This window comes from Pseudomonas syringae pv. coryli str. NCPPB 4273, from assembly GCF_000972175.1.
Classification (GTDB): domain Bacteria; phylum Pseudomonadota; class Gammaproteobacteria; order Pseudomonadales; family Pseudomonadaceae; genus Aquipseudomonas; species Aquipseudomonas syringae.
The window spans coordinates 38032-57593 of sequence record NZ_AWQP01000034.1 but is presented as its reverse complement, the minus strand read 5'-3'; the positions used below and the strand labels follow the sequence as shown (position 1 = coordinate 57593).

16 protein-coding genes and 2 pseudogenes are annotated in these 19562 nt (G+C 60.6%); 7 read left to right on the top strand and 11 right to left on the bottom strand.

Annotated features, from left to right (window positions below; all coding sequences use genetic code 11):
* Positions 1–217: 217 nt before the first annotated feature.
* The 11 genes from P406_RS15045 to P406_RS14995 form a co-directional block, all read right to left on the bottom strand.
* Positions 218–1675, bottom strand: a complete 1458-nt coding sequence (locus P406_RS15045; protein ID WP_046236621.1) for an NAD-dependent succinate-semialdehyde dehydrogenase — start codon at positions 1673–1675, stop codon at positions 218–220.
* A 114-nt stretch (positions 1676–1789) separates the two neighbouring features.
* Complete coding sequence (gene argE / locus P406_RS15040) at positions 1790–2947, bottom strand: acetylornithine deacetylase (RefSeq protein WP_046236620.1); 1158 nt, start codon at positions 2945–2947, stop codon at positions 1790–1792.
* The gene (locus P406_RS15035; protein WP_046236619.1) at positions 2944–4113 is read right to left on the bottom strand and encodes an NAD(P)/FAD-dependent oxidoreductase; all 1170 of its coding nucleotides are present in this window, start codon (positions 4111–4113) and stop codon (positions 2944–2946) included. Before P406_RS15035 ends, argE begins: the two co-directional genes overlap by 4 nt.
* Positions 4110–5519, bottom strand: coding sequence for an FAD/NAD(P)-dependent oxidoreductase (locus P406_RS15030; protein WP_046236618.1), 1410 nt, complete (start codon positions 5517–5519; stop codon positions 4110–4112). Before P406_RS15030 ends, P406_RS15035 begins: the two co-directional genes overlap by 4 nt.
* Positions 5498–5809, bottom strand: coding sequence for a (2Fe-2S)-binding protein (locus tag P406_RS15025; protein WP_003413966.1), 312 nt, complete (start codon positions 5807–5809; stop codon positions 5498–5500). Before P406_RS15025 ends, P406_RS15030 begins: the two co-directional genes overlap by 22 nt.
* Positions 5806–7647 carry an ABC transporter ATP-binding protein gene (locus P406_RS15020; protein WP_046236617.1) on the bottom strand — a complete coding sequence of 614 codons (1842 nt, stop codon included), beginning with the start codon at positions 7645–7647 and terminating at the stop codon, positions 5806–5808. The genes P406_RS15025 and P406_RS15020 overlap by 4 nt, the downstream gene beginning before the upstream one ends.
* 1 nt (position 7648) lies before the next feature.
* On the bottom strand, positions 7649–8527 hold the full coding sequence (locus P406_RS15015) for an ABC transporter permease (protein WP_004412237.1): 879 nt from the start codon (positions 8525–8527) through the stop codon (positions 7649–7651).
* Positions 8524–9480, bottom strand: a complete 957-nt coding sequence (locus tag P406_RS15010) for an ABC transporter permease (protein WP_003401718.1) — start codon at positions 9478–9480, stop codon at positions 8524–8526. Before P406_RS15010 ends, P406_RS15015 begins: the two co-directional genes overlap by 4 nt.
* A gap of 31 nt (positions 9481–9511) precedes the next feature.
* Positions 9512–11149, bottom strand: a complete 1638-nt coding sequence (locus P406_RS15005; RefSeq protein ID WP_046236616.1) for an ABC transporter substrate-binding protein — start codon at positions 11147–11149, stop codon at positions 9512–9514.
* 93 nt (positions 11150–11242) lie between these two features.
* Positions 11243–12517 carry an NAD(P)/FAD-dependent oxidoreductase gene (locus P406_RS15000; protein WP_046236624.1) on the bottom strand — a complete coding sequence of 425 codons (1275 nt, stop codon included), beginning with the start codon at positions 12515–12517 and terminating at the stop codon, positions 11243–11245.
* Positions 12518–12583: 66 nt separating this feature from the next.
* Positions 12584–13252: a haloacid dehalogenase type II gene (locus tag P406_RS14995; RefSeq protein ID WP_003408298.1), complete on the bottom strand. Its 669-nt coding sequence runs from the start codon at positions 13250–13252 to the stop codon at positions 12584–12586.
* A 295-nt stretch (positions 13253–13547) separates the two neighbouring features.
* Here P406_RS14995 and P406_RS27815 point away from each other — a divergent pair, with 295 nt between their 5' ends.
* The 7 genes and pseudogenes from P406_RS27815 (at position 13548) to P406_RS27810 (ending at position 19495) form a co-directional block, all read left to right on the top strand.
* Positions 13548–13832, top strand: a complete 285-nt coding sequence (locus tag P406_RS27815) for a secretin GspD/PilQ domain-containing protein (protein WP_082100817.1) — start codon at positions 13548–13550, stop codon at positions 13830–13832.
* A 344-nt stretch (positions 13833–14176) separates the two neighbouring features.
* Positions 14177–15601, top strand: a complete 1425-nt coding sequence (locus P406_RS14990; RefSeq protein ID WP_046236615.1) for a pyocin-S2/colicin E7-DNase domain-containing protein — start codon at positions 14177–14179, stop codon at positions 15599–15601.
* A complete protein-coding gene (locus P406_RS14985) occupies positions 15601–15855 on the top strand; it encodes a bacteriocin immunity protein (RefSeq protein ID WP_046236614.1) in 255 nt (84 codons plus the stop codon). The genes P406_RS14990 and P406_RS14985 overlap by 1 nt, the downstream gene beginning before the upstream one ends.
* 87 nt (positions 15856–15942) lie before the next feature.
* A pseudogene (locus P406_RS14980) lies at positions 15943–16488 on the top strand (pyocin-S2/colicin E7-DNase domain-containing protein); the annotation flags it as partial.
* 252 nt (positions 16489–16740) lie between these two features.
* Positions 16741–17598 (top strand): GNAT family N-acetyltransferase, encoded by an 858-nt coding sequence (locus P406_RS14975; protein WP_046236613.1) that lies wholly within the window; start codon positions 16741–16743, stop codon positions 17596–17598.
* 298 nt (positions 17599–17896) lie between these two features.
* Positions 17897–18610: a cupin domain-containing protein gene (locus P406_RS14970; protein ID WP_046236612.1), complete on the top strand. Its 714-nt coding sequence runs from the start codon at positions 17897–17899 to the stop codon at positions 18608–18610.
* A gap of 434 nt (positions 18611–19044) precedes the next feature.
* Positions 19045–19495, top strand: a pseudogene (locus tag P406_RS27810) (hypothetical protein).
* Positions 19496–19562: the final 67 nt, after the last annotated feature.

Sequence of the window (19562 nt, the reverse complement as noted above, 5' to 3'; positions counted from 1 at the left end):
TCACTGATCCGGGGGGCGCCGGATCAGTGCCAGAGCTCAGCCGTCACTAACGTCGCACTCTGCGTCGTCTGTGCCATCGTGCTTGAAAAGCGCTTTTTTTGGGGCAGTGGCTGCGGGCAAGGCGTTAGATTGTTTTGACCATCGTCCCCACGCTGGAGCGTGAGGAACGATAATCTCAACTATCGTGCCGACGCGTATTGGTACGCCGTTCTGAACGCTACAACCCACCCACATGAAACGCCTTCACTTCCAGGTATTCATCCAGTCCGTAGCTGGAGCCTTCGCGGCCCAAGCCGGATTGTTTGATGCCGCCGAACGGGGCGACTTCCATGGAAATGATGCCGGTGTTGAGGCCGACCATGCCGAACTCCAGCGCCTCGCCGAAACGCCACGAGCGGCGCAGGTCCTGGGTGAAGTAATACGCACCAAGGCCATAAGGCGTGGCGTTGGCCAGTGCCAGCGCTTCGGCTTCGTCGGTGAAGCGCATCAGTGGCGCAACAGGCCCGAAGGTTTCTTCGTTGGCCAGCAGCATGCCCGCGTGGGTATCGCCCAATACCGTGGGCTGGACGAACTGGCTGGTGCCGTCGGGAGAACCGCCGTGCAGCAGTTTCGCCCCCTGGCTCAGTGCATCGTCGATATGCCGGGCGACTTTGCTGACCGCTGCCGGATTGATCAGCGGGCCGATGGTCACGCCCTCTTCCAGACCGTTGCCGACCTTGAGCTTGCTCACTTCCTCCACCAGCCGTGCAGCGAAGCGGTCGTAAATGCCGTTTTGCACCAGAATGCGGTTGGCGCACACGCAGGTCTGCCCGGCGTTGCGGAATTTGCTGAGCATGATGCCCGTCACTGCCTGTTCCAGATCCGCATCGTCAAACACGATGAAGGGTGCGTTGCCGCCCAGCTCCAGGCTCAGACGCTTGATGTGTTCGGCGCTCTGGCGCATCAGCAGACGGCCGACCGGCGTCGAACCGGTGAAGGAAATCTTGCGCACTACCGGGTTGCTGGTCAGCTCTTCGCCAATCCCGGTGGGCATGCCAGTGATGACGTTGAACACCCCGGCAGGAATGCCCACTCGCTCGGCCAGCACCGCCAGCGCCAGGGCTGACAAGGGCGTGAGGTCCGATGGCTTGACGATGATCGGGCACCCGGCAGCCAGGGCCGGCGCGCACTTGCGGGTGATCATGGCGTTGGGGAAGTTCCACGGCGTGATCGCGGCGCAGACACCCACTGGTTGCTTGAGGGTCATCAAGCGACGGTCTGCACTGGGCGCGGGAATGGTTTCACCGTACGAGCGACGCGCCTCTTCGGCGAACCATTTGACGAAGCTGGCACCGTAGCGGATCTCGCCGCGCGACTCGTTCAGCGGCTTGCCCTGCTCAAAGGTCATGATCAGCGCCAGGTCTTCGACGTTGTCGAGCATCGCCTGATGCCAGCGCTCCAGCAGCGCCGCGCGTTCGGCTGCGGGACGTGCGCGCCAGGCCGGCCAGGCGCGATCGGCCGCTTCAATGGCTCGCCGGGTTTCGACGCCCTGCAGGGCTGGCACCTGCGCCAGCGTCTCGCCGGTGGCCGGGTTGTTGATGGTCAGGGTTGCACCATCGTCAGCGCTGATCCATTGCCCATCGACGTAGGCGCGGTCTACCAGCAGGCTGGGGTCTTTCAACTGATTCTTGAGCATGATCGAGTCCTGTTCCGGGATGATTGCCAGTCTAGGCAGACGCCACAGTCCAGGATGCTGAAAGCGCGATAACGGCAGCGTCCGATGCTGAAATTTGCCTGCGGACGGCAGCCTCTACTGCTTCAACGACCCCAGCAGACTCTGCAAAAAGCGCTCGCCCGCGTCCATCTGACTCTCGTCGATAAACTCGTCCGGCTTGTGCGCCTGCTCGATGGAGCCTGGCCCGCAGACCACCACCGGCACGTTCAGGCGCCCGGCGAACAGACCACCCTCGGTGCCATACGAGACCTTGATGTGCTGTGTGCCCGGTTCGGCAAACGCATGCAGCAGGCGCACCGCCTCAACGCTTGGATGGGTCTCCAGCGCCGGGTATTCGTTCATGACCTCGATCTCGATGTCTGCCACACCCGACAGCTGTCGCGCTTCACGTACCAGCACCTCGGCACGCTCGCGCAGCTGCTCCAGCAATAGATCGGGGTTGTCGCCCGGCAGGTTGCGGTACTCGAATTCCAGGGTGCACAGGTTGGGCACGATGTTCAGCGCCTTGCCGCCATCGATACGGCCGATGTGCACGGTGCTGTAGGGAATGTCGTAGCCCTCGTCCCGCGCGCCCTGCTGTTCGATCTGCTTCTGGCTCTTGCGCAGTTCGGCGATGAAATCGCTGGCCAGGTGAATCGCGTTGACCGCGCGCGGTGCCAGCGAGGAATGCGCCTCCTGACCTCGACAGAAGGTGCGATAGGACGCCTTGCCCTTGTGACCGACGGCGAACTGCATCAGGGTCGGCTCGCCCACCACGCACAGAAACGGACGTACCGGTGCCAGATGCAGGACGTCAAGCAGCCGCCGCACGCCGACACAGCCGATCTCTTCGTCGTGGGACAAGGCCAGTTGCAGCGGGCGCATCAGGGTCATGTCTGCGGCATCGAGCATTGCGTCGATAGCCAAGGCGATAAAGCCCTTCATGTCGCAGGTGCCACGGCCGTAGATGCGTCCGTCACGCAGGGTTGCCTGAAACGGTGGCATCGTCCATGCCTGACCGGCCGCAGGAACCACGTCGGTGTGGCCGGACAGCAGCACGCCCGGTACATCGCGCGGGCCGGTGCTGGCGAACAGGTTGGCCTTCTTGCCGGTCTCGTCCTTGACGATCAGCGACTCGATGCCTTTGCTGGCCAGCAGTTCGCGGACGTATTCGATCAGCGCCATGTTCGGCTCCGACGACACGGTGTCGAAGGCGATCAGACGCTTGAGGATTTCCAGTGCGCGGGGGCTCATGAGGCTTTACTCGTCTGTTCGGTGAGGTTGTCCACAAGGCTGACGTCAAACCGGCGGATGTCGAACGGGCTGATCGAGGTGCTGGTCGTGCCGGTGCTGATCAGTTCGGCCATCACGTCGCCCACGCCCGGTCCGAGCTGGAAGCCGTGACCGCAGAAGCCGAACGCATAGAACAGGCCGTCGACCTTGCCGCTGCGGCCCATCACCGGCAGCGAGTCCGGCGTGTAGCCTTCGATGCCGCTCCACACGCGGATGATGTTCAGGTTGCCGACACCGGGCAACAGGCGACGCATCTGCTGCACCTGATTGACGATGCTGCGCGGCTCGACATAGGCGCGGCGGTTGATCATGTCCGGCTTGCTGCGAAAACCGCCGCCGATGATGATGTTGCCGCGGGCGATCTGCCGGAAGTAGATCACTTCGTGAGGGATTTTGGTGAACACGCCGATCACTGTCGGCAGTGCATACGGCACCGGCTCGGTGACGGCCATCTGCGGACCATGGGTGTCCAGCGGCACGGATTCGCCAAACTGTGTGGAGAGTTTCTGTCCCCAGGCGCCAGCGGTGATCAGCAACTGATCGGCGCTGAAAATGCGCCCGTCAGTGGTGGTGACTTCAAATTCGTTACCGACCTTTTCCACATGAGCCACTTCGGTGCGCTCTTCGATCCGCGCCCCGGCCCGAATCGCTGCGCGGGCAAAGGCAGGTGCAGCCAGGCGCGGGTTGGCGTGGCCATCGTGTGGCGCATAAGACCCGCCCTTCACGTCCGGCCCGAGAAACGGAAAGCGCTCGTGCAGCGCTTGCCCGCTGTAGATTTTCAGGTCCAGCTCACGGGCTTCCGGGGCTGCTGCGTAGGCTTCCAGCTCGGCGATTTCGTCCTCGCGGTAGCAGACGCGCATGTGGCCGCTGGGGAGGAATTCCAGGTCTTCACCGATCAGCTCCGGCAGCCGCTGCCAAAGGGCTCTGGAACGGTTGGCGAGTTCCAGCTGACCGAGATGCCGGCCCTGACGGCGCACGTTGCCGAAGTTCACGCCGCTGGCATACTGGCCGATCACGTCGCGCTCCAGCAGCGTCACCGACTTGCCGCGCTGGCGCAGAAAGAACGCTGATGCCGAGCCCATGAAGCCGCCGCCGACAATCAGTACGTCCACCTTTGGCTGCTTCATGATGTCACCTCGTCGATCAGCATCGACAGCGGTTTGACCGGTGCCTGACCGCGCTGACGACCGACCTGTTCGACCGGCACGCCGGCTTCGGCTGCGATCACTTCGGCCCCGGCCTGCGAGCAGTAACGGCCCTGGCAGCGGCCCATGCCGACGCGACTGAAAGCCTTGGCGCGGTTGACTTCGCAGGCGCCCTTTTCTCGTACGACGCCGCGCAACTCTCCGGCGCTGATCATCTCGCAGCGGCAGACAATCGCATCATCCGGCAAGGCCGCCGCCTGGGCCGCAGGCCACGGAAACGCTTCGGCCAGCCCGACCCGAAAGCGGTCCATTACCACCAGGCTCTTGCGCACTTCTGCCTGACGCGAGTTATCCACAGGCAGGTCAAGGTCTTCCAGCAGCGCCATCGCCACCAGTCGCCCGGCCTGTTCCGCCGCATCGGCGCCACGAATCTTCGCGCCGTCACCTGCGGCGTAAAAACCTTTGACCGAGGTACGCCCCTCTTCATCGACTGCCAGCACCCATTGCCCGGACGCTTCGTCGAAGCGCAACTGGCAGCCGGCCAGATCAGCCAACTGGGTTTCCGGACGCAGGTGATAACCCAGCGCCAGGGCATCGCAATCGACGTTCAGCGCGGTGCCATTGGCCAGCTTCACACGCACGCCGGTGACGCCGTCCTGTTCGCTGCCGATGATTTCCTCGGGCTGCACGCCCAGATGCACCGGCACCCCGGCGCTGTACAGTTGGCCCAGCAGTTTCATGCCGTTGAACAGCAGACCGGGGCGCGCCAGCAATTTGGGCATCGCGCTGACGCGTTTGCCGAACGGTGAGGTGTCGAGTACTGCAGCGACATCGGCACCGGCTTTGACGTATTGGCTGGCAACCAGGTACAGCAGCGGGCCGCTGCCCATGAACACCACGCGACTGCCAATCGAGACCGATTGCGATTTGAGCGCAATCTGCGAGCCGCCCAGGCTGTAGGTGCCTGCCAGTTGCCAGCCCTTGATCGGCATCAGACGGTCGGTGGCCCCGGCACACAGGATCAGCGCGTCGTATTCGATCACGGTGTGCACGCCCTGACTGGCACAGCACAGCTCGCCGTGGGTCAGGTTCCAGGCCAGGGTGTCGGGGCGGTAGTCGATCTGCGTGCGCAAGCGATCGAAGCTTTCATGCAGGTCACGCGCTTTGGCCGCTTCGGTGCCATACAGCGCCGAATAATCGCGTTTGAAGCCTTCTGGCTGACGGCGATAGATCTGCCCGCCGTCACGCCGGTTTTCGTCGATCAGGATCGGTTTGATGCCCGCAGCCAGCAAGGTTTCGGCGCAGCGGGTGCCTGCCGGGCCGGCGCCGATGATGACCACTCTCGGGCTGCCAGGGTTGCGAACGTCTAACCGTGAAGAAGTGGCCATTTCGCCTCCGGTTGGGTGGTGACGATGTCGAGTCCGTCGCGGACTTCGTTGGAGCAGGCGCGCAGCCGCTCGCCGCTGCGGGTCCAGACCCAGCAATCCTGGCAGGCGCCCATCAGACAGAAACCTGCACGGCGCCCGGTGTCGAATTCGGACTGGCGCAGCGTGGCCTTGCGGGTCAGCAACGCCACCATCAGGGTATCGCCCTGCAATGCCTCGATGGGCGCGCCATCGACCATCAGGCTCACGACCGGGCGATCACGCTCGCCCAGCCTCACAAAACGGCCATTCATGCGTAAGCTCCGACGGTTTCAGGATTCAGGTTTTCTTGCACGGCCTGCAGCTCGTCGCTGTCGCGGTGGCAAAGGATCTCGCTGCCACCTGCGATCAGGCGACGACCCGGCGCGGTCTTGTTGCACAGGCCTTCGATTCGGGCCGGGCAGCGATTGAGGAAGGTGCACAGCTCCGGATTGTTGGCCGGTGCGCTGATGGGCGGCAGGTTGCCGCTGGTTACGCCGCAGGTCTCCAGCCAGCCCTGACGCAGTTCCGGCACCGAATGCACCAGCAAGTCGGTGTAGGGGTGGAACGGCATTCGGCTGAAGGCTTCGCGGCTGCCCTCTTCGACCTTGTGGCCGCTGTACATCACCACGATGTCGTCGCACAGCGCGCGAACGGTGGAGATGTCGTGGCTGATGAACAGGTAGGAAACCCCCAGCTTGCGGCGCAGTTCGCCGAGCAGTTCAAGGATGCACGCACCCACCACGGTATCCAGCGCCGAGGTCACTTCATCACAGAGGATCAGGTCGGGCTTGGCCGCCAGCGCGCGGGCCAGGTTGACGCGTTGTTTCTGCCCGCCCGAGAGTTCGTTGGGAAGCCGCTCGGCCAGCTCGCGGGGCAGGCGCACCAGGTCCATCAGCTCGTCGATGCGCTCGCGCAGGGCCTTGCCCTTCAGGCCGAAATACATCTTCAGCGGGCGCGCCAGAATTGCACTGATGCTGTGCATCGGGTTGAGTGCGGTGTCGGCGTTCTGGAACACCATCTGGATGCGCCGGAACTGTTCTTCGGTACGACCCGCCAGGGTGCCGGACAATTCGGCACCGTCGAACGTCAGGCTGCCATGCGCCGGGTCCAGAAGACCGGCGACCACGCGGGCCAGCGTCGATTTGCCCGAGCCGGACTCGCCTATCACGCCGATGGCCTGACCACGGCGGATGGTCAGGTCGATGTCTTCCAGCACGCGAATCATCGGCATGCCTTGCAGGTTCTTTTTGCCGTAGCCCGCCGTCAGTCCCTTGATGGTCAACAGCGTGCTGTCCTTGACCACTTCGCTGGCCGGGCTCAACACCTTGTCCGGGCGCGCTGCCGCCAGCAGGCTGCGGGTGTAGGCGTCCGCAGGGCCTTTGAGCAGTGCCGCGGTGCTGCTCTGTTCGATGATCCGCCCGCCATTGAGCACCACGATCTGATCGGCCATCTGCGCCACCACCGCAAGGTCGTGGGAGACATAAACCGCCGTGGCACCGCGGTCGCGGACCACCCGCTTGAACGCGCGCAGCACGTCGATCTGCGTGGTGACGTCCAGTGCGGTGGTCGGCTCGTCGAGGATTACCAGCAACGGATCACTGATCAGCGCCATGGCCGCCATGACGCGCTGCAACTGGCCGCCCGAGACCTGATGCGGATAACGCCGGCCGATGCTTTCCGGATTGGGCAGCGCCAGGTCGCGGAACAGTTCGACGGCCTTGGCTTCCAGTTCCGTGCGGCTGCCCAGGCCGTGAATCAACGCACCTTCGATCACCTGATCGATCAGCTTTTTTGCCGGGTTGAAGGCCGCTGCGGCGCTTTGCGCGATGTAGGAAACGCGATTACCACGCAGGCCCTGCAATTGGCTTTCGGGCAGGCTGAGCATGTCGTGCTCGCCCACTTGAACCACCCCGCCGGCCAGCGTGCAACCGCGTCGGGCGTAACCCAGCAGGGCCAGCGCGATGGTGGTCTTGCCGGAGCCCGACTCACCGATCAGTGCCAGCACTTCACCTTTTTCCAGCGCAAAGCTGACACCTTTGACGATCTCCAGCTCGCCATGGTCGCCATCGGCAACCACGCGCAGGTCTTGCACACGAATCAACTGGCTCATCTCAATGCCCTCCCGAACGACGACCGCGCCGCGAGGCCAGCCGGTCGATGAGCAGGTTCACGCCGATGGTCAGAGTGCCGATGGCCAGTGCCGGGATCACGATGGCCGGCGCGCCCTGGCTGAGCCCGCCGATGTTCTCGCGGACCAGCGAGCCAAGGTCGGCGTCAGGCGGTTGTACACCGAGCCCCAGAAAGCTCATGCCGCTGAGCAGCAAGACGATGAAGCCGAAGCGCAGGCCCAGGTCGGTCATGACCGGGTTGAGCATGTTCGGCAGGATTTCCCGGCAGGCAATGTAGATACGGCCCTCGCCGCGTGTGCGCGCCACTTGCACGTACTCCAGCGCCTCGATGTTCACCGCCAGGCTGCGCGCGATCCGAAATGCGCCTGGCGTGTAGCTCAGTACCGCCGTGCAGATCAGCAGCACCTCGGACGAGCCGAATGCCGAGACCATGATCAGCGCCAGCATTTTGCTGGGGATCGAGATGAACGCGTCCATCAGGCGGCTGATGATCTCGTCCAGCCATTTTGGCGCGACCACTGACAGCAGCGCGCACAGCGTGCCGATGCCGCTGGCCAGCACGGCAGAAATCAATGCCAGGCCGACGGTGAAGCGCGCGCCGACCAGCACGCGGCTGAGCATGTCGCGGCCCAGGTAATCAGTGCCGAACGGGTAGGCTGCGCTCATGTTTTCGAACATGTTGTCAGAGACCACTTCGCCCACCGGATGCGGTGCCAGCCAAGGGCCGAACAGAGCGACCATCAACCAGATGAAGCACACCGTAGCGCCCAGCAGGCCAAGCCATGAGGTCGGACGGGAAGCCTTTTTGCGAAGCACCGGTTGCGGCGCCGCAGGCGTCGATTTCGCAATGAATTGAGTCATTGGGTTCTCAGCCTCGGATTGGAAAGAATTGCACACAGGTCGGCCATCAGCACCAACCCAAGGTAAGCGGAGCAGAACAGCATCGTGCAGCCCTGTACCAGGGCCATGTCACGGTTGGTCACGGCATCGACCATCAGGCTGGCGATGCCGGGATAGTTGAAGATGGTCTCGACGATGACGACGCCGCCGAGCAGGTACGACAGGCTCAGTGCCACGGCGTTGACGATCGGCCCGATGGCGTTCGGCAAGGCGTGGCGCAATACGATACGCACCGGGCTGACGCCCTTGAGGCGCGCCATTTCCACATACGGGCTGTCCAGCTGGTCGATGACCGCAGCGCGGGTCATGCGCGCCATCTGCGCCACGATCACGCAGCACAGGGTCATCACCGGCAACGCGTAGGTGCGCATGAACTGCCACGGCGAGCTGACATCGGCGCCGTAGGACAGCGCGGACAGCCAGCCCAGATTGACGGCGAAAATCAGCACCGCCAGCGTCGCCACCAGAAATTCGGGTACGGCGACCAGTGACAGGGTGATGAAATTCAGCGCGCTATCCAGGCGACTGCCGCGGTACATCGCTGCGCCAATCCCCAGTGCCAGCGCTACCGGCACCGATACCAGCGCGGTGGTGGCCGACAGCATCAGGGTTTTGGGGAAGCGTCCGGCAATCAGCTCCGACACCGGCATCGCGTTGGAGACCGATTCGCCGAGGTTGCCGCCGAGCAGGTTGGTCAACCAATGCAGATAACGCACCACACCTGGCTGATCGAGGCCCAGTTGGGTACGCAATGCCGCGACCTGTTCAGGCGTCGCGAATTGTCCAAGGGCCTGTTGTGCGGCGTCTCCAGGCAACACCGCCGTTATGGCGAAGACCACGATGGAAACGATCAACAACGTCACGATCGCTGCGCCGAAGCGCTGCACGATCAACCAGAGTGTGTTGCTATTCATCTGCGTCCTCCTGCTCGGTTCAGCGTTTCATTTACGCGTCCAGCCACACCTGCTCGCTGAACATGTAACCCATGAAGCCGCCCAGCGGGTTGCTGGAGTAGCCCTGGATACGCTTGTCCACACCGTCGATGTTGCTGATGAACACAGGGATGCCAATGCCGCAGTTCTGGCTGACCAGAGCCTGCATGTCGCCATACATTTTGCCGCGCTTGGCTTCGTCGGTTTCGCCACGGGCCAGCAACAGCAACTGGTCGAACTGGTCGTTTTTCCAGCCGGATTCATTCCACGGCGCGGTGGACTGGAAGAACTGCGAGAAGATTACGTCGGCGTTCGGGCGCGGGTTGATGTTGCCGAAGCTCAGCGGGTGCTTCATCCAGTGGTTGGACCAGTAGCCGTCGCTTGGCAAACGGTTGACGTTGAGGGTCAGGCCGGCCTGCTTGGCGGACTGTTGCAGCAGCACGGCGATGTCCACCGAACCGGTCGCGGCAGGCGATGCCGCGACGGCCATGGTGATCTTTTCCATGCCGGCTTTCTTGAGCAGGAATCTGGCTTTTTCCGGGTCGTAGGCGCGCTGTGGCAGGTCAGCGTTGAAGTAGCGCGAGCCTGGCGAGATCGGGTGGTCGTTACCCACGCGGGCGTAGCCACGGAACACCGCCGATTTGACCTGTTCACGGTCCAGCAGGTACTTCATGGCCTCGGTGAATTCCGGGCTCTTGCCAGGCATCTGGTCCTGACGAATGATCAGGTCGGTGTAGTTGCCGGACGGGGCATCGACCACGCGGTGTTTGGCGCTGGCGGCAATGCGTGTGGTCGAGCGCGGATTGACCTCGTTGATCATGTGCACATCGCCGGACAGCAGCGCATTGACCCGCGATGGCTCGTCGGCGATGGCGATGAATTCGATTTCGTCCAGATACGGCAGGCCCGGCTTCCAGTAGTTGGGGTTGCGCGCACTGACCGAGCGCACGCCAGGGTTGAATTCCTTGACGGTGAACGGCCCGGTACCGATGCCTTTGCTGAAGTCGGTAGTGCCTTCAGGCACGATCAGCAGGTGCGAGACCGCGAGGATCGACGGCAGCTCGGCGTTTGGCGAGCTGAGGGTGATCTGCACTTCCAGCGGGCCGGTGGCCTTGATCTCGGAAAACTGCGCCATCAGTGGCAGGACTTTCGAGCCGGTGGCCGGGTCCTTGTGGCGCGACAGGGAGAACACCACGTCGCCAGCGGTCAGCGCCTTGCCGTTGTGGAAGGTCACGCCCTGGCGCAGGGTCACGGTCCAGACGGTCGCGTTGTCGCTTTCGATCTTCTCGGCCAGTTCCATGTGCGGCACCAGATGGCTGTCGAAACGCGTCAGGCCGTTGTAGAACATGAAATGACGTACGTAGTCGGTGGACAGCGCGCCCTTGGCCGGGTCCAGCGTATCGGCGGTAGAACTGGACATGCCGGCAACCCGAATGCGGCCGCCCGGCTTGCCTTTGACAGGGGCATCCGCGTCGTCGGCAAAGACCTTGCCGGCCGCGCCGAACAGGCTGGTGGAGCCCGCCGCAACTACACCTGCAACACCCAGCATGCGCAACGCATCGCGCCGCGACAGGCCACGATTGAGACCTTCGAAAACCCGCAGGCTGTCTTCACCTGTGATCAACGCGGAGTCGGTTTTTTTATCAGCCATATCAGTTCTACCTGTCGAAAAGGGGAAATTCCGAATTGCTCACGGTTGGCCGGAGCGTCCTTCAAACACACACGACGACGGTCAGACAAACACTCAGTGGCGGCTGTCCTGATAGCGGTAATACGCGCCTACCAGCGGCAGAAACCATGGCTTGCCGAAGTGGCCGGGAATGGCTGGCCAGCTCAGGTCCTTCCAGGGGTTGGCCTGCGCCTTGCCTTCCATGACTTCGGCCATCATCCGCCCCATGTGCACCGACATCTGCACACCGTGGCCGCTGTAACCCATCGAGTAGAAGACCCCGTTGTGTTCGCCTGCACGTGGCAGACGGTCGGAGGTCATGTCCACCAGCCCGCCCCAGCAGTAGTCGACCTTGACGTGTGCCAGTTGCGGAAACATCTGCACCATGGCCGCCTGCAGCACCTTGCCGCTCTTGGCGTCGGAGCTGCTGTTGGACATGGCGAAGCGTGCCCGCCCACCGAACAGCAGGCGGTTGTCCGGTGTGAGGCGGAAATAGTTGCCGATCAAACGGCTGGTCACGTAAGCGCGCTGGTGGGGAAACAGTTGGTCGATCAGCGCTTGCGGCAACACTTCAGTGACGATGACGAAGCTGCCGACCGGCACGATGCGCCGGCGATACCAGCCCAGCCCGCCATGCTGGCAGGCACCGGTCGCCAACAGCAGCTGTCCGGCCTGGATCGAGCCTTTCGAGGTGTTGACCACAAAGCCGCCACGGTTGGCTTTCCAGTCCTTTACCGTCGCGTTCTGGTACACCCTTGCGCCATGACGCACCGCCGCATCGGCGAGACCCAGACCGAAACGTCCGACATGCATCTGTATGCCGTTGCGCTGCAGCAGGCCACCGTGAAACTCGTTCGAATCGATTTCGGCGCGCACGTCCTGAGCGGACAGCAGCTCGACGTCAGCATCGACTTCACGGCGGATCAGCTCGCAAGTGCGCGCCAGCCCTTCGTAATGCCCTGGCTTGGCCGCCAGCTTGAGCTTGCCGTTACGCTTGACGTCGCAGGCGATGTTTTCTTCGTCGATCACCGTCACGACGCTCTGCACCGCGCTTTCGTAAGCCTTGTAATACTCGCGGGCCTGATCGGCACCCAGGGTTGCGCTTAACGACGCATAGTCCTGGGCCACGCCGGTATTGCACTGTCCGCCATTGCGCCCCGACGCTTCGCCGATCACCCGGCCCGCTTCCAGAACCACCACGCTGGCACCTTTCAAGGCCAATGCACGCGCCGCCGCAAGGCCGGTGAAACCGCCACCGACCACCACCACGTCAGCCTGCCCCTCCACTGCGCCGTCCTGCGCGCCGGTAAAGTCTGGAGCCGTATCGAGCCAGTAAGACTCACTGCGCATATCGTTCCCCTTGTCACTCATCGAAGAGCACCTTGAAAAATGCCGGTGTCACGCGATTTGCCTGGCTTAGAGGCCGACCAGAGCGGCCAGTCCGCCGATATCCGGAATCTGATGATATTCGTAGAAGCTGTTGGCGGGCTGTTCATGACCGCGAGCCACAAATGCCTTGTTTTTGATTTTCATGTCATGCGCCGAGAACAGGTCGTAACGGAAGCTCGATGACACATGCAAGATGTCTTCCGGACCGCAACCCAGGTTGTCGAGCATGAACTCGAAGGCTGCCAGACGCGGCTTGTAGACCTTGGCCTGGTCGGCGGTGAACACCTTGTGGAACGGTGCACCGAGCTTTTCGACGTTGGACATGATCTGGCTGTCGCTGGCGTTGGAGTAAATCACCAGCGGGATCTTGTCGGCGATTTTCGCCAGACCGGCAGGCACATCGGCGTGTGGGCCCCAAGTCGGCACGGCGTCGTAATACAGTTGGCCTTCTTCGCGGTATTCAACGTTCCAGCGCTTGCAGGTGCGCGCCAGTGCAACCTTGAGGATTTCGTCGTATGGCATCCAGTCACCCATGACCTGATCCAGACGATACGCCGAAAAATCCCTGACGAACTGATCCATCTGTTCAGCCGGAACGCGGTCGGCAAACAGCTCGCGCGTCATGGTGCCCATGTGGAAATTGGTCAACGTGCCGTAGCAGTCGAACGTAATGAATTTTGGTCGAAGAAAGCTCATTGTGTGCGGTCCTGAAAGTTCGTTGAGGTCATGGCATGACGAGCAATCCGGCCTGATGTCCAGGGGCGGTGATGCACGCTGCAGCACAACCTCATTACAACACCGTGAAATCAGCATATGGCGTTAAAAGTGATGGCTGCTTGATAGAAACCACCGTTTTGAGGTGCGCGCTCAGCAGACTTTGCGGGGCGCTCCAGCCTTGGGCAGAGCCCGGTTTTCGGCGCTTTTATGACCCTTTTCAGGGCGCTCGGGCTCAAACACGCGGGTTTGCGCCGCAGAAACTGCGCCGCGTTTGATGATCGGCAAGAAGCAAAAACCTCTGCCATATAAAGAGTGTTATGCGCCCAGAAAACCTCCGGTGTCGCTCGACGTAACTCCGATCGTTAACGATAAGGGCGTGCTGCGGGATGTCATCCTTTCAAAGGATGAGCCTGATTACTCCAACGCTATGAATGGCGTGCTGCCGATCAATACAACGTCCCTGACGTCCCGGTTTTTTTCGCCGTTTGGCCAGACCATTGCTTTGGGCGGTGTTTATTCAGATCTGGATACAACCGTCGTTAAAGCGTGCCGTTCATAGGTAAAATCCCTGCTTCAAATGGTTGTTCACCAGTAGTTCGACGGTATCGGCCAGTACTGAGCTGGTTCTTTTTCTCACGCCGGTATTGTTTGACGAGCCTGCGCGCAAATGATCAGCAAGAAGCCCCCAGGTTTCGTATCTGTGGCTTCGCATAATGCGGTCGACGTTATGGTAATTGCCGCCCGAACGGGCAGAATCCGAAGCCGGGAAAATCGCGAAGCCCCGGCAAGGATTTAGCCATAGCGTCCATTATGCGAAGCCCCTCTTTTTTGAATGGCTATTGGCTAGCATTTGAGCGCGTTTTCGCAACCGTTAACCTTGTGGGCCGAAACAAGGAAAGTCATATGGCCAGAAACAAGGACGTCCCACAGGTTTGGCAACGTTACGGCGGAGGCGGTGGCGGCGGTAACGGCGGTCGTTATTTCCGTGACATGACAGACTCTGAAATTGCCAAACGCGAAGAAGTGCAAAAGCCTTATCAGGCCATGTTGGCCAGACAGCAGGCTTATGAAGCCAGCTTGATCAAGCAGCCCAAAAAGCATGAACAGCCAGCAGTCGGCTGCACGTTTACCAAACCCTGCAAGCTGCCTGACGGCACGATTAATTACGTTAGTCCTTCCGGCGCGATTCCCACCGATGCGGTCAAAGAGTATGGCGAATTTGCCTTGTTCGGCGGTCGCGAAACGGACGCTAACGGCAACATTCAACTTAAAAAAATCAGCGGCAGTGCCTTACCTTCGGCCCTAGGAACCCTCTTGCTCGGCGGAACGGCCATGGCTTCTGCCGGTGCTTCATGTGGCGGTCTTTGCACAGCTGGAGCTGCTGTTGCTGCGGGCACGGGAACGGGAACGGCTGCGACTGGCACGGTGACAGGAACAGGCGTTGTTACGGCAGGTGTTGCCGCAGGTGCTTTGGCCGGTGTGGTTGCACTGCTTTGGCCGTCAAGCCTCGGTGACAGCAGTCTGTACACCGACGAGCAGATTAAGTCGCTCAAGGAAGGCCGTACGCGGGTTCGGTTGCACGTAGAGCAACAAGCCGACGGCACGCTGAAAGGTTACGGTTACAACACTCAGAAGCGCCGCGACTGGGAGATGATCCCGGTCGTACAGTTCGTTACCCAGGGCGAACAGCAGGTGGCCGATTTTGGCGACGGCATTACATTAATCTGGACGCCTGCTGCCAATCCTTCTGACACGCTGGGCATTCCAGCAATGGAAGCCGCTCCACAAGCCCCGCAGATCTGGATTTATCCGCCGACCGAACAAGCGGATAACATGATCGTTGACCCGATTCATCCGCCTGATTACAAGGATTTCATCCTCGTTTTTCCGGCCGACTCGGGTATAAAACCGCTCTACATCGTGATGAACGTGCGCCACGATCCGGGCACAGTGACAGGGCAGGGGCAGGACGTGACAGGCATCTGGCTGGCCGGTTCCGGGGTTGGGCTTGGTGCGCCGATCCCAACTCGTATTGCGGACCAGCTCCGAGGTAAAAGCTTTGCCAGTTTCGACGCGTTCAGGAAGGCATTTTGGATCTCGGTAGCTAATGACTCGGAGTTAAGTCAGCAATTCGGCTCACGTAACCTGTCCGGCATGGCGAAAGGCTTGGCCCCCGCAGCACCGAAAAGCGAGCACGCAGGAAAGCGCATCGCATTCGAACTGCACCACGTAGAATTAATCAAAGACGGTGGTGCCGTGTACGATGCCGACAATCTTCGAGCTGTTACGCCAAGACGTCATATCGACATTCATAGAGGAGGTGAGTAATGGAATTTAAGAGCGCTCTTGCCGACTACACAGAGCACGAATTCAAAGCCCTGATTGACGCTATCGACGATGCTGGAACGGAAGAGGATCGTGGAGATTTGGTAGAGCACTTCAACAAGATCGTGCCGCACCCTGCAGGTAGCGACTTGCTGTTCTACCCAGAAGATGGTCTAGATGACTCGCCGAACGGCGTAGTACAAACAATCAAAGACTACTGTCTTTCCAATGGTTTACCGGGCTTCAAAGAGGCCTAAGGCCATATCTTGATCTGCCCGAAGGGCATTAGGTGCCACCCGCTAGACAGCCTGGCATTAGGTGCCATCAGGGATGAGATTCCGGTACAGCAGGTGGCCGATTTTGGCGACGGCATTACATTAATCTGGACGCCTGCTGCCAATCCTTCTGACACGCTGGGCATTCCAGCAATGGAAGCCGCTCCACAAGCCCCGCATATCTGGATTTATCCGCCGACCGAACAAGCGGATAACATGATCGTTGACCCGATTCATCCGCCTGATTACAAGGATTTCATCCTCGTTTTTCCGGCCGACTCGGGTATAAAACCGCTCTACATCGTGATGAACGTGCGCCACGATCCGGGCACAGTGACAGGGCAGGGGCAGGACGTGACAGGCATCTGGCTGGCCGGTGCCGGGGTTGGGCTTGGTGCGCCGATCCCAACTCGTATTGCGGACCAACTCCGGGGTAAAAGCTTTACCAGTTTCGACACGTTCAGGAAGGCATTCTGGAAAACTGTGGCAGCAGATACGGAGTTAAGCAATCAGTTTAATCCGGATAATATTAAGAGGCTTTCGAAGGGATTATCACCAACGACCCGAGTGAAAGATCAGCTCGGAAAACGGGTATCTTTTGGGCTTCATCACCTAGGAAAACTCTGAAAAAGCTCGGCGTACGGCCAATGGTTTGCCGGGGTTTAAAAACGCCTGAGGTCCGAAAACCACAAGCATTTGCTGCCGAGCCCTCGGCCGATTTAAGCAGTAACTGTGGTCTGGCGAACGGCGGTTTGTGGAATCTGCCGAATGCGTTCCGCCCTCTTGTCACCTCTCGCCACAGGTGGGATACAACACACCTGCCGCACCTTTTATTTGCCTGTGCATCCTTATGGACGGAGACACGTCATGCTCGCTCAGCAACGCCTCGACTTTGAATTTCGCCCCATGACCGCCGCCGATGTCGGCAACGCGCATGAACTGTCCATCGCCCTGAAGTGGCCGCATCGGCTTGAAGACTGGGCCATGCTGCAACGTGTCGCCCAAGGCTTTGTCGCGTTACACAACGGGCGGTTGATCGGCAGTGCCTTTGCCTGTCATCAGGGCGAGTTTTCCACCATCGGTCTGGTGATCGTCAGTGACGATTACCAGGGCAAGGGCATTGGTCGCAAGCTGATGGAGCTGGCCGTCGGCAGCGTCGCGCCGCGCACGGCGGTCCTCAACGCCACGCTGGCGGGTGCGCCGCTCTACGCGAAGATGGGGTTCGTCAGCTTTGGCGAGATCCAGCAGCGTCAGGGGCAGGCGCAACCGCCCGGCACCACCGAACTGAAGGCACAGGAACGTTGCCGGGGGCTGAGCGAGGCTGACCACCCTCGTGTGCTGGAACTGGCCAACGCCGGTTCGGGTATGGACCGCTCGGTGACGCTGGGCGATGTGCTGAACAACCTTGAACACGCTGTCGGCATTGAGCGCGACGGCCAGTTGCAGGCCTTTGCCCTGTTGCGCCCGTTCGGTCGTGGCCTGTGCATCGGCCCTGTTGTTGCCCAGAGCGTTGACCAGGCCAGGCACATGATTGGAGAGCTGCTGGCTCGCGTGCCTTATGCCTTCGTACGTATCGACATCCCGACCGACAGCGGCCTGGCCTACTGGCTGGAGGAAGCCGGCCTCAAGCGCGTCGACAGCGTGACCTGCATGAGCATGGGCGCAGTTCCGCAAGCCCGCGAAGGTGTGAGCCAGTTTGCGTTGATAACCCAGGCGATCGGCTGATCGCCCGTAAGCACCTCATCGTGCCAATGCTCTCGCAGAGCGTCACGAAATGCATTACCACGCAGAGCGCTCATCGTTATACATAAGTCCTGGAGAGCCCAGAATGCGTGCCTTTCAGGCTTCTGCCCGCAGGGCGTAGGAGCGAACTTGTTCGCGAAGACAGGCGATCATACCGGCCCTTTCGCGAACAAGTTCGCTCCTACGGCCTCCGGCCAGAAGCAAAAGCGGATTTGTGTATGACGCTGAGTCCGGAGCGTGGGAACGATCATCAACGCTTCAACTTCAGGAGCCCGACCCGATGCCCCAACCCACTGTTTTGCTATTGGCCCGCGCTGACCTCAGCCCGGTAGACACCGAATTCACCACTGGCCCCATCGATGCGCATGACTCGTTCGATACTGAGCGTCGCACAGCGTTCATCGATGATCAGGGCATTGCGGCCGGCCTCGTGCACTTCGGCACGTCGCTGTCAGTGGCAGCCTACCCCTACACCGAAATGCTGGTGATGCATCGCGGGTCCGTCACCCTGACCTCCGGTGCCGAGAGCCTCACCATCAAGACCGGCGAAAGTGCCGTGATCGGTCGCGGCACTCAAGTACGTATCGACGCGCAACCGGACAGCCTCTGGGCGTTCTGCGCGTCCACCCAGGCCAGCGGGCCAGACAAGCCCGGCATCACCGCGCTCGACCGCCTCGCCACGCTCACGCCGTCTTCACCGCCAGACCCGGCGATCATGATCAGCGCGCTGCCGCAATGCCGCAGCAACAACCTCTTCGAAGACACCGCCAGCACCCTGCGTATCGGCGTGTGGGACTCGACACCCTACGAGCGCATCTCGCGGCCGCACAAGATCCATGAACTGATGAACCTGATCGAAGGCAGCGTCGAGCTGAGCCTGGAAAACGGCCCGAGCCTGACCGTGAACACCGGCGATACCGTATTCGTCGCCCAAGGCGCGCCCTGCAAGTGGACCAGCACTGCGTATGTGCGCAAGTTTTATGCGGTGACGTGAAGTAGAGAGATGCGCCCTTCAGCTCTGAGGGGCGCTTTAATCTGCACACTTACAATTTCTGCCAGCGCAGTTAATCCAACTCGATACTAAAAGACAAGAACAATTATCGTCATTAACTGATTTGCAAAGAATCAGAAGTTTCCTACTTTTCTTTCCCGCCCATCGTGCTAAAACATCATCACGAACTGCGAAAAATTAATCTTTTCGTCTGACCCGTGCAGCGGAATTGCCTGTGTTTCACCATAGAGTTTTCCTCTGTATACCTTCTAAATAAAGAATGCTTTACGTGAGCGGCGCTCACAACTGCGCACTCATACGCCAGTGGTTTTATCTGGGCGACAGGCTGCGGCCACGAATTAATAGTGCAGTGCCGTCTTGCGCCAGCCTTGCTTAAAAAATACGAATTTAATTACTTGACTCAGGAACGACCCATAATGAAAGCCAAAAAAATTTTACTGACTTCTTTCGCGCTCGCATACACTATGCGCCGCTGTTGCTGCGCAGGCGGGGCCGCCGGTGACTTTAACTTTTAAAAATCTGGGCACGGACGTGGCGGAGTATAAAGTCGTCACCCGCAACGAAGTATCGACTCAGCGTAATACCAGAACGGCTATTGCACCAAACGTCCAGCCTGGGGATTCAGATAGTTACTCCACGCAAAGCACTCTATCACCGGATACAAACTACGCCAGTGTTCGCTACGTCATGGGCTCCAAAGTTTGCGTATTCTCGACCACCTTCATAAAGCTTCCCGGTGCGGGTGGTGTCAAGGTGCCAAAGTGGAACCGGACCGCAAACTCCGAAGGTGGCGCTGTCTGCACGGCGACGTCTCGTGCCACCAATCTTTCCACTTATGCGTGGGCTGCTGAATTCACAATGAAATAAGCGCCGAAGCGTGCGTGTCGCATTTTGATACGCACGTTTTTAACGGAAAGTTAAAGCTGACTCCGGC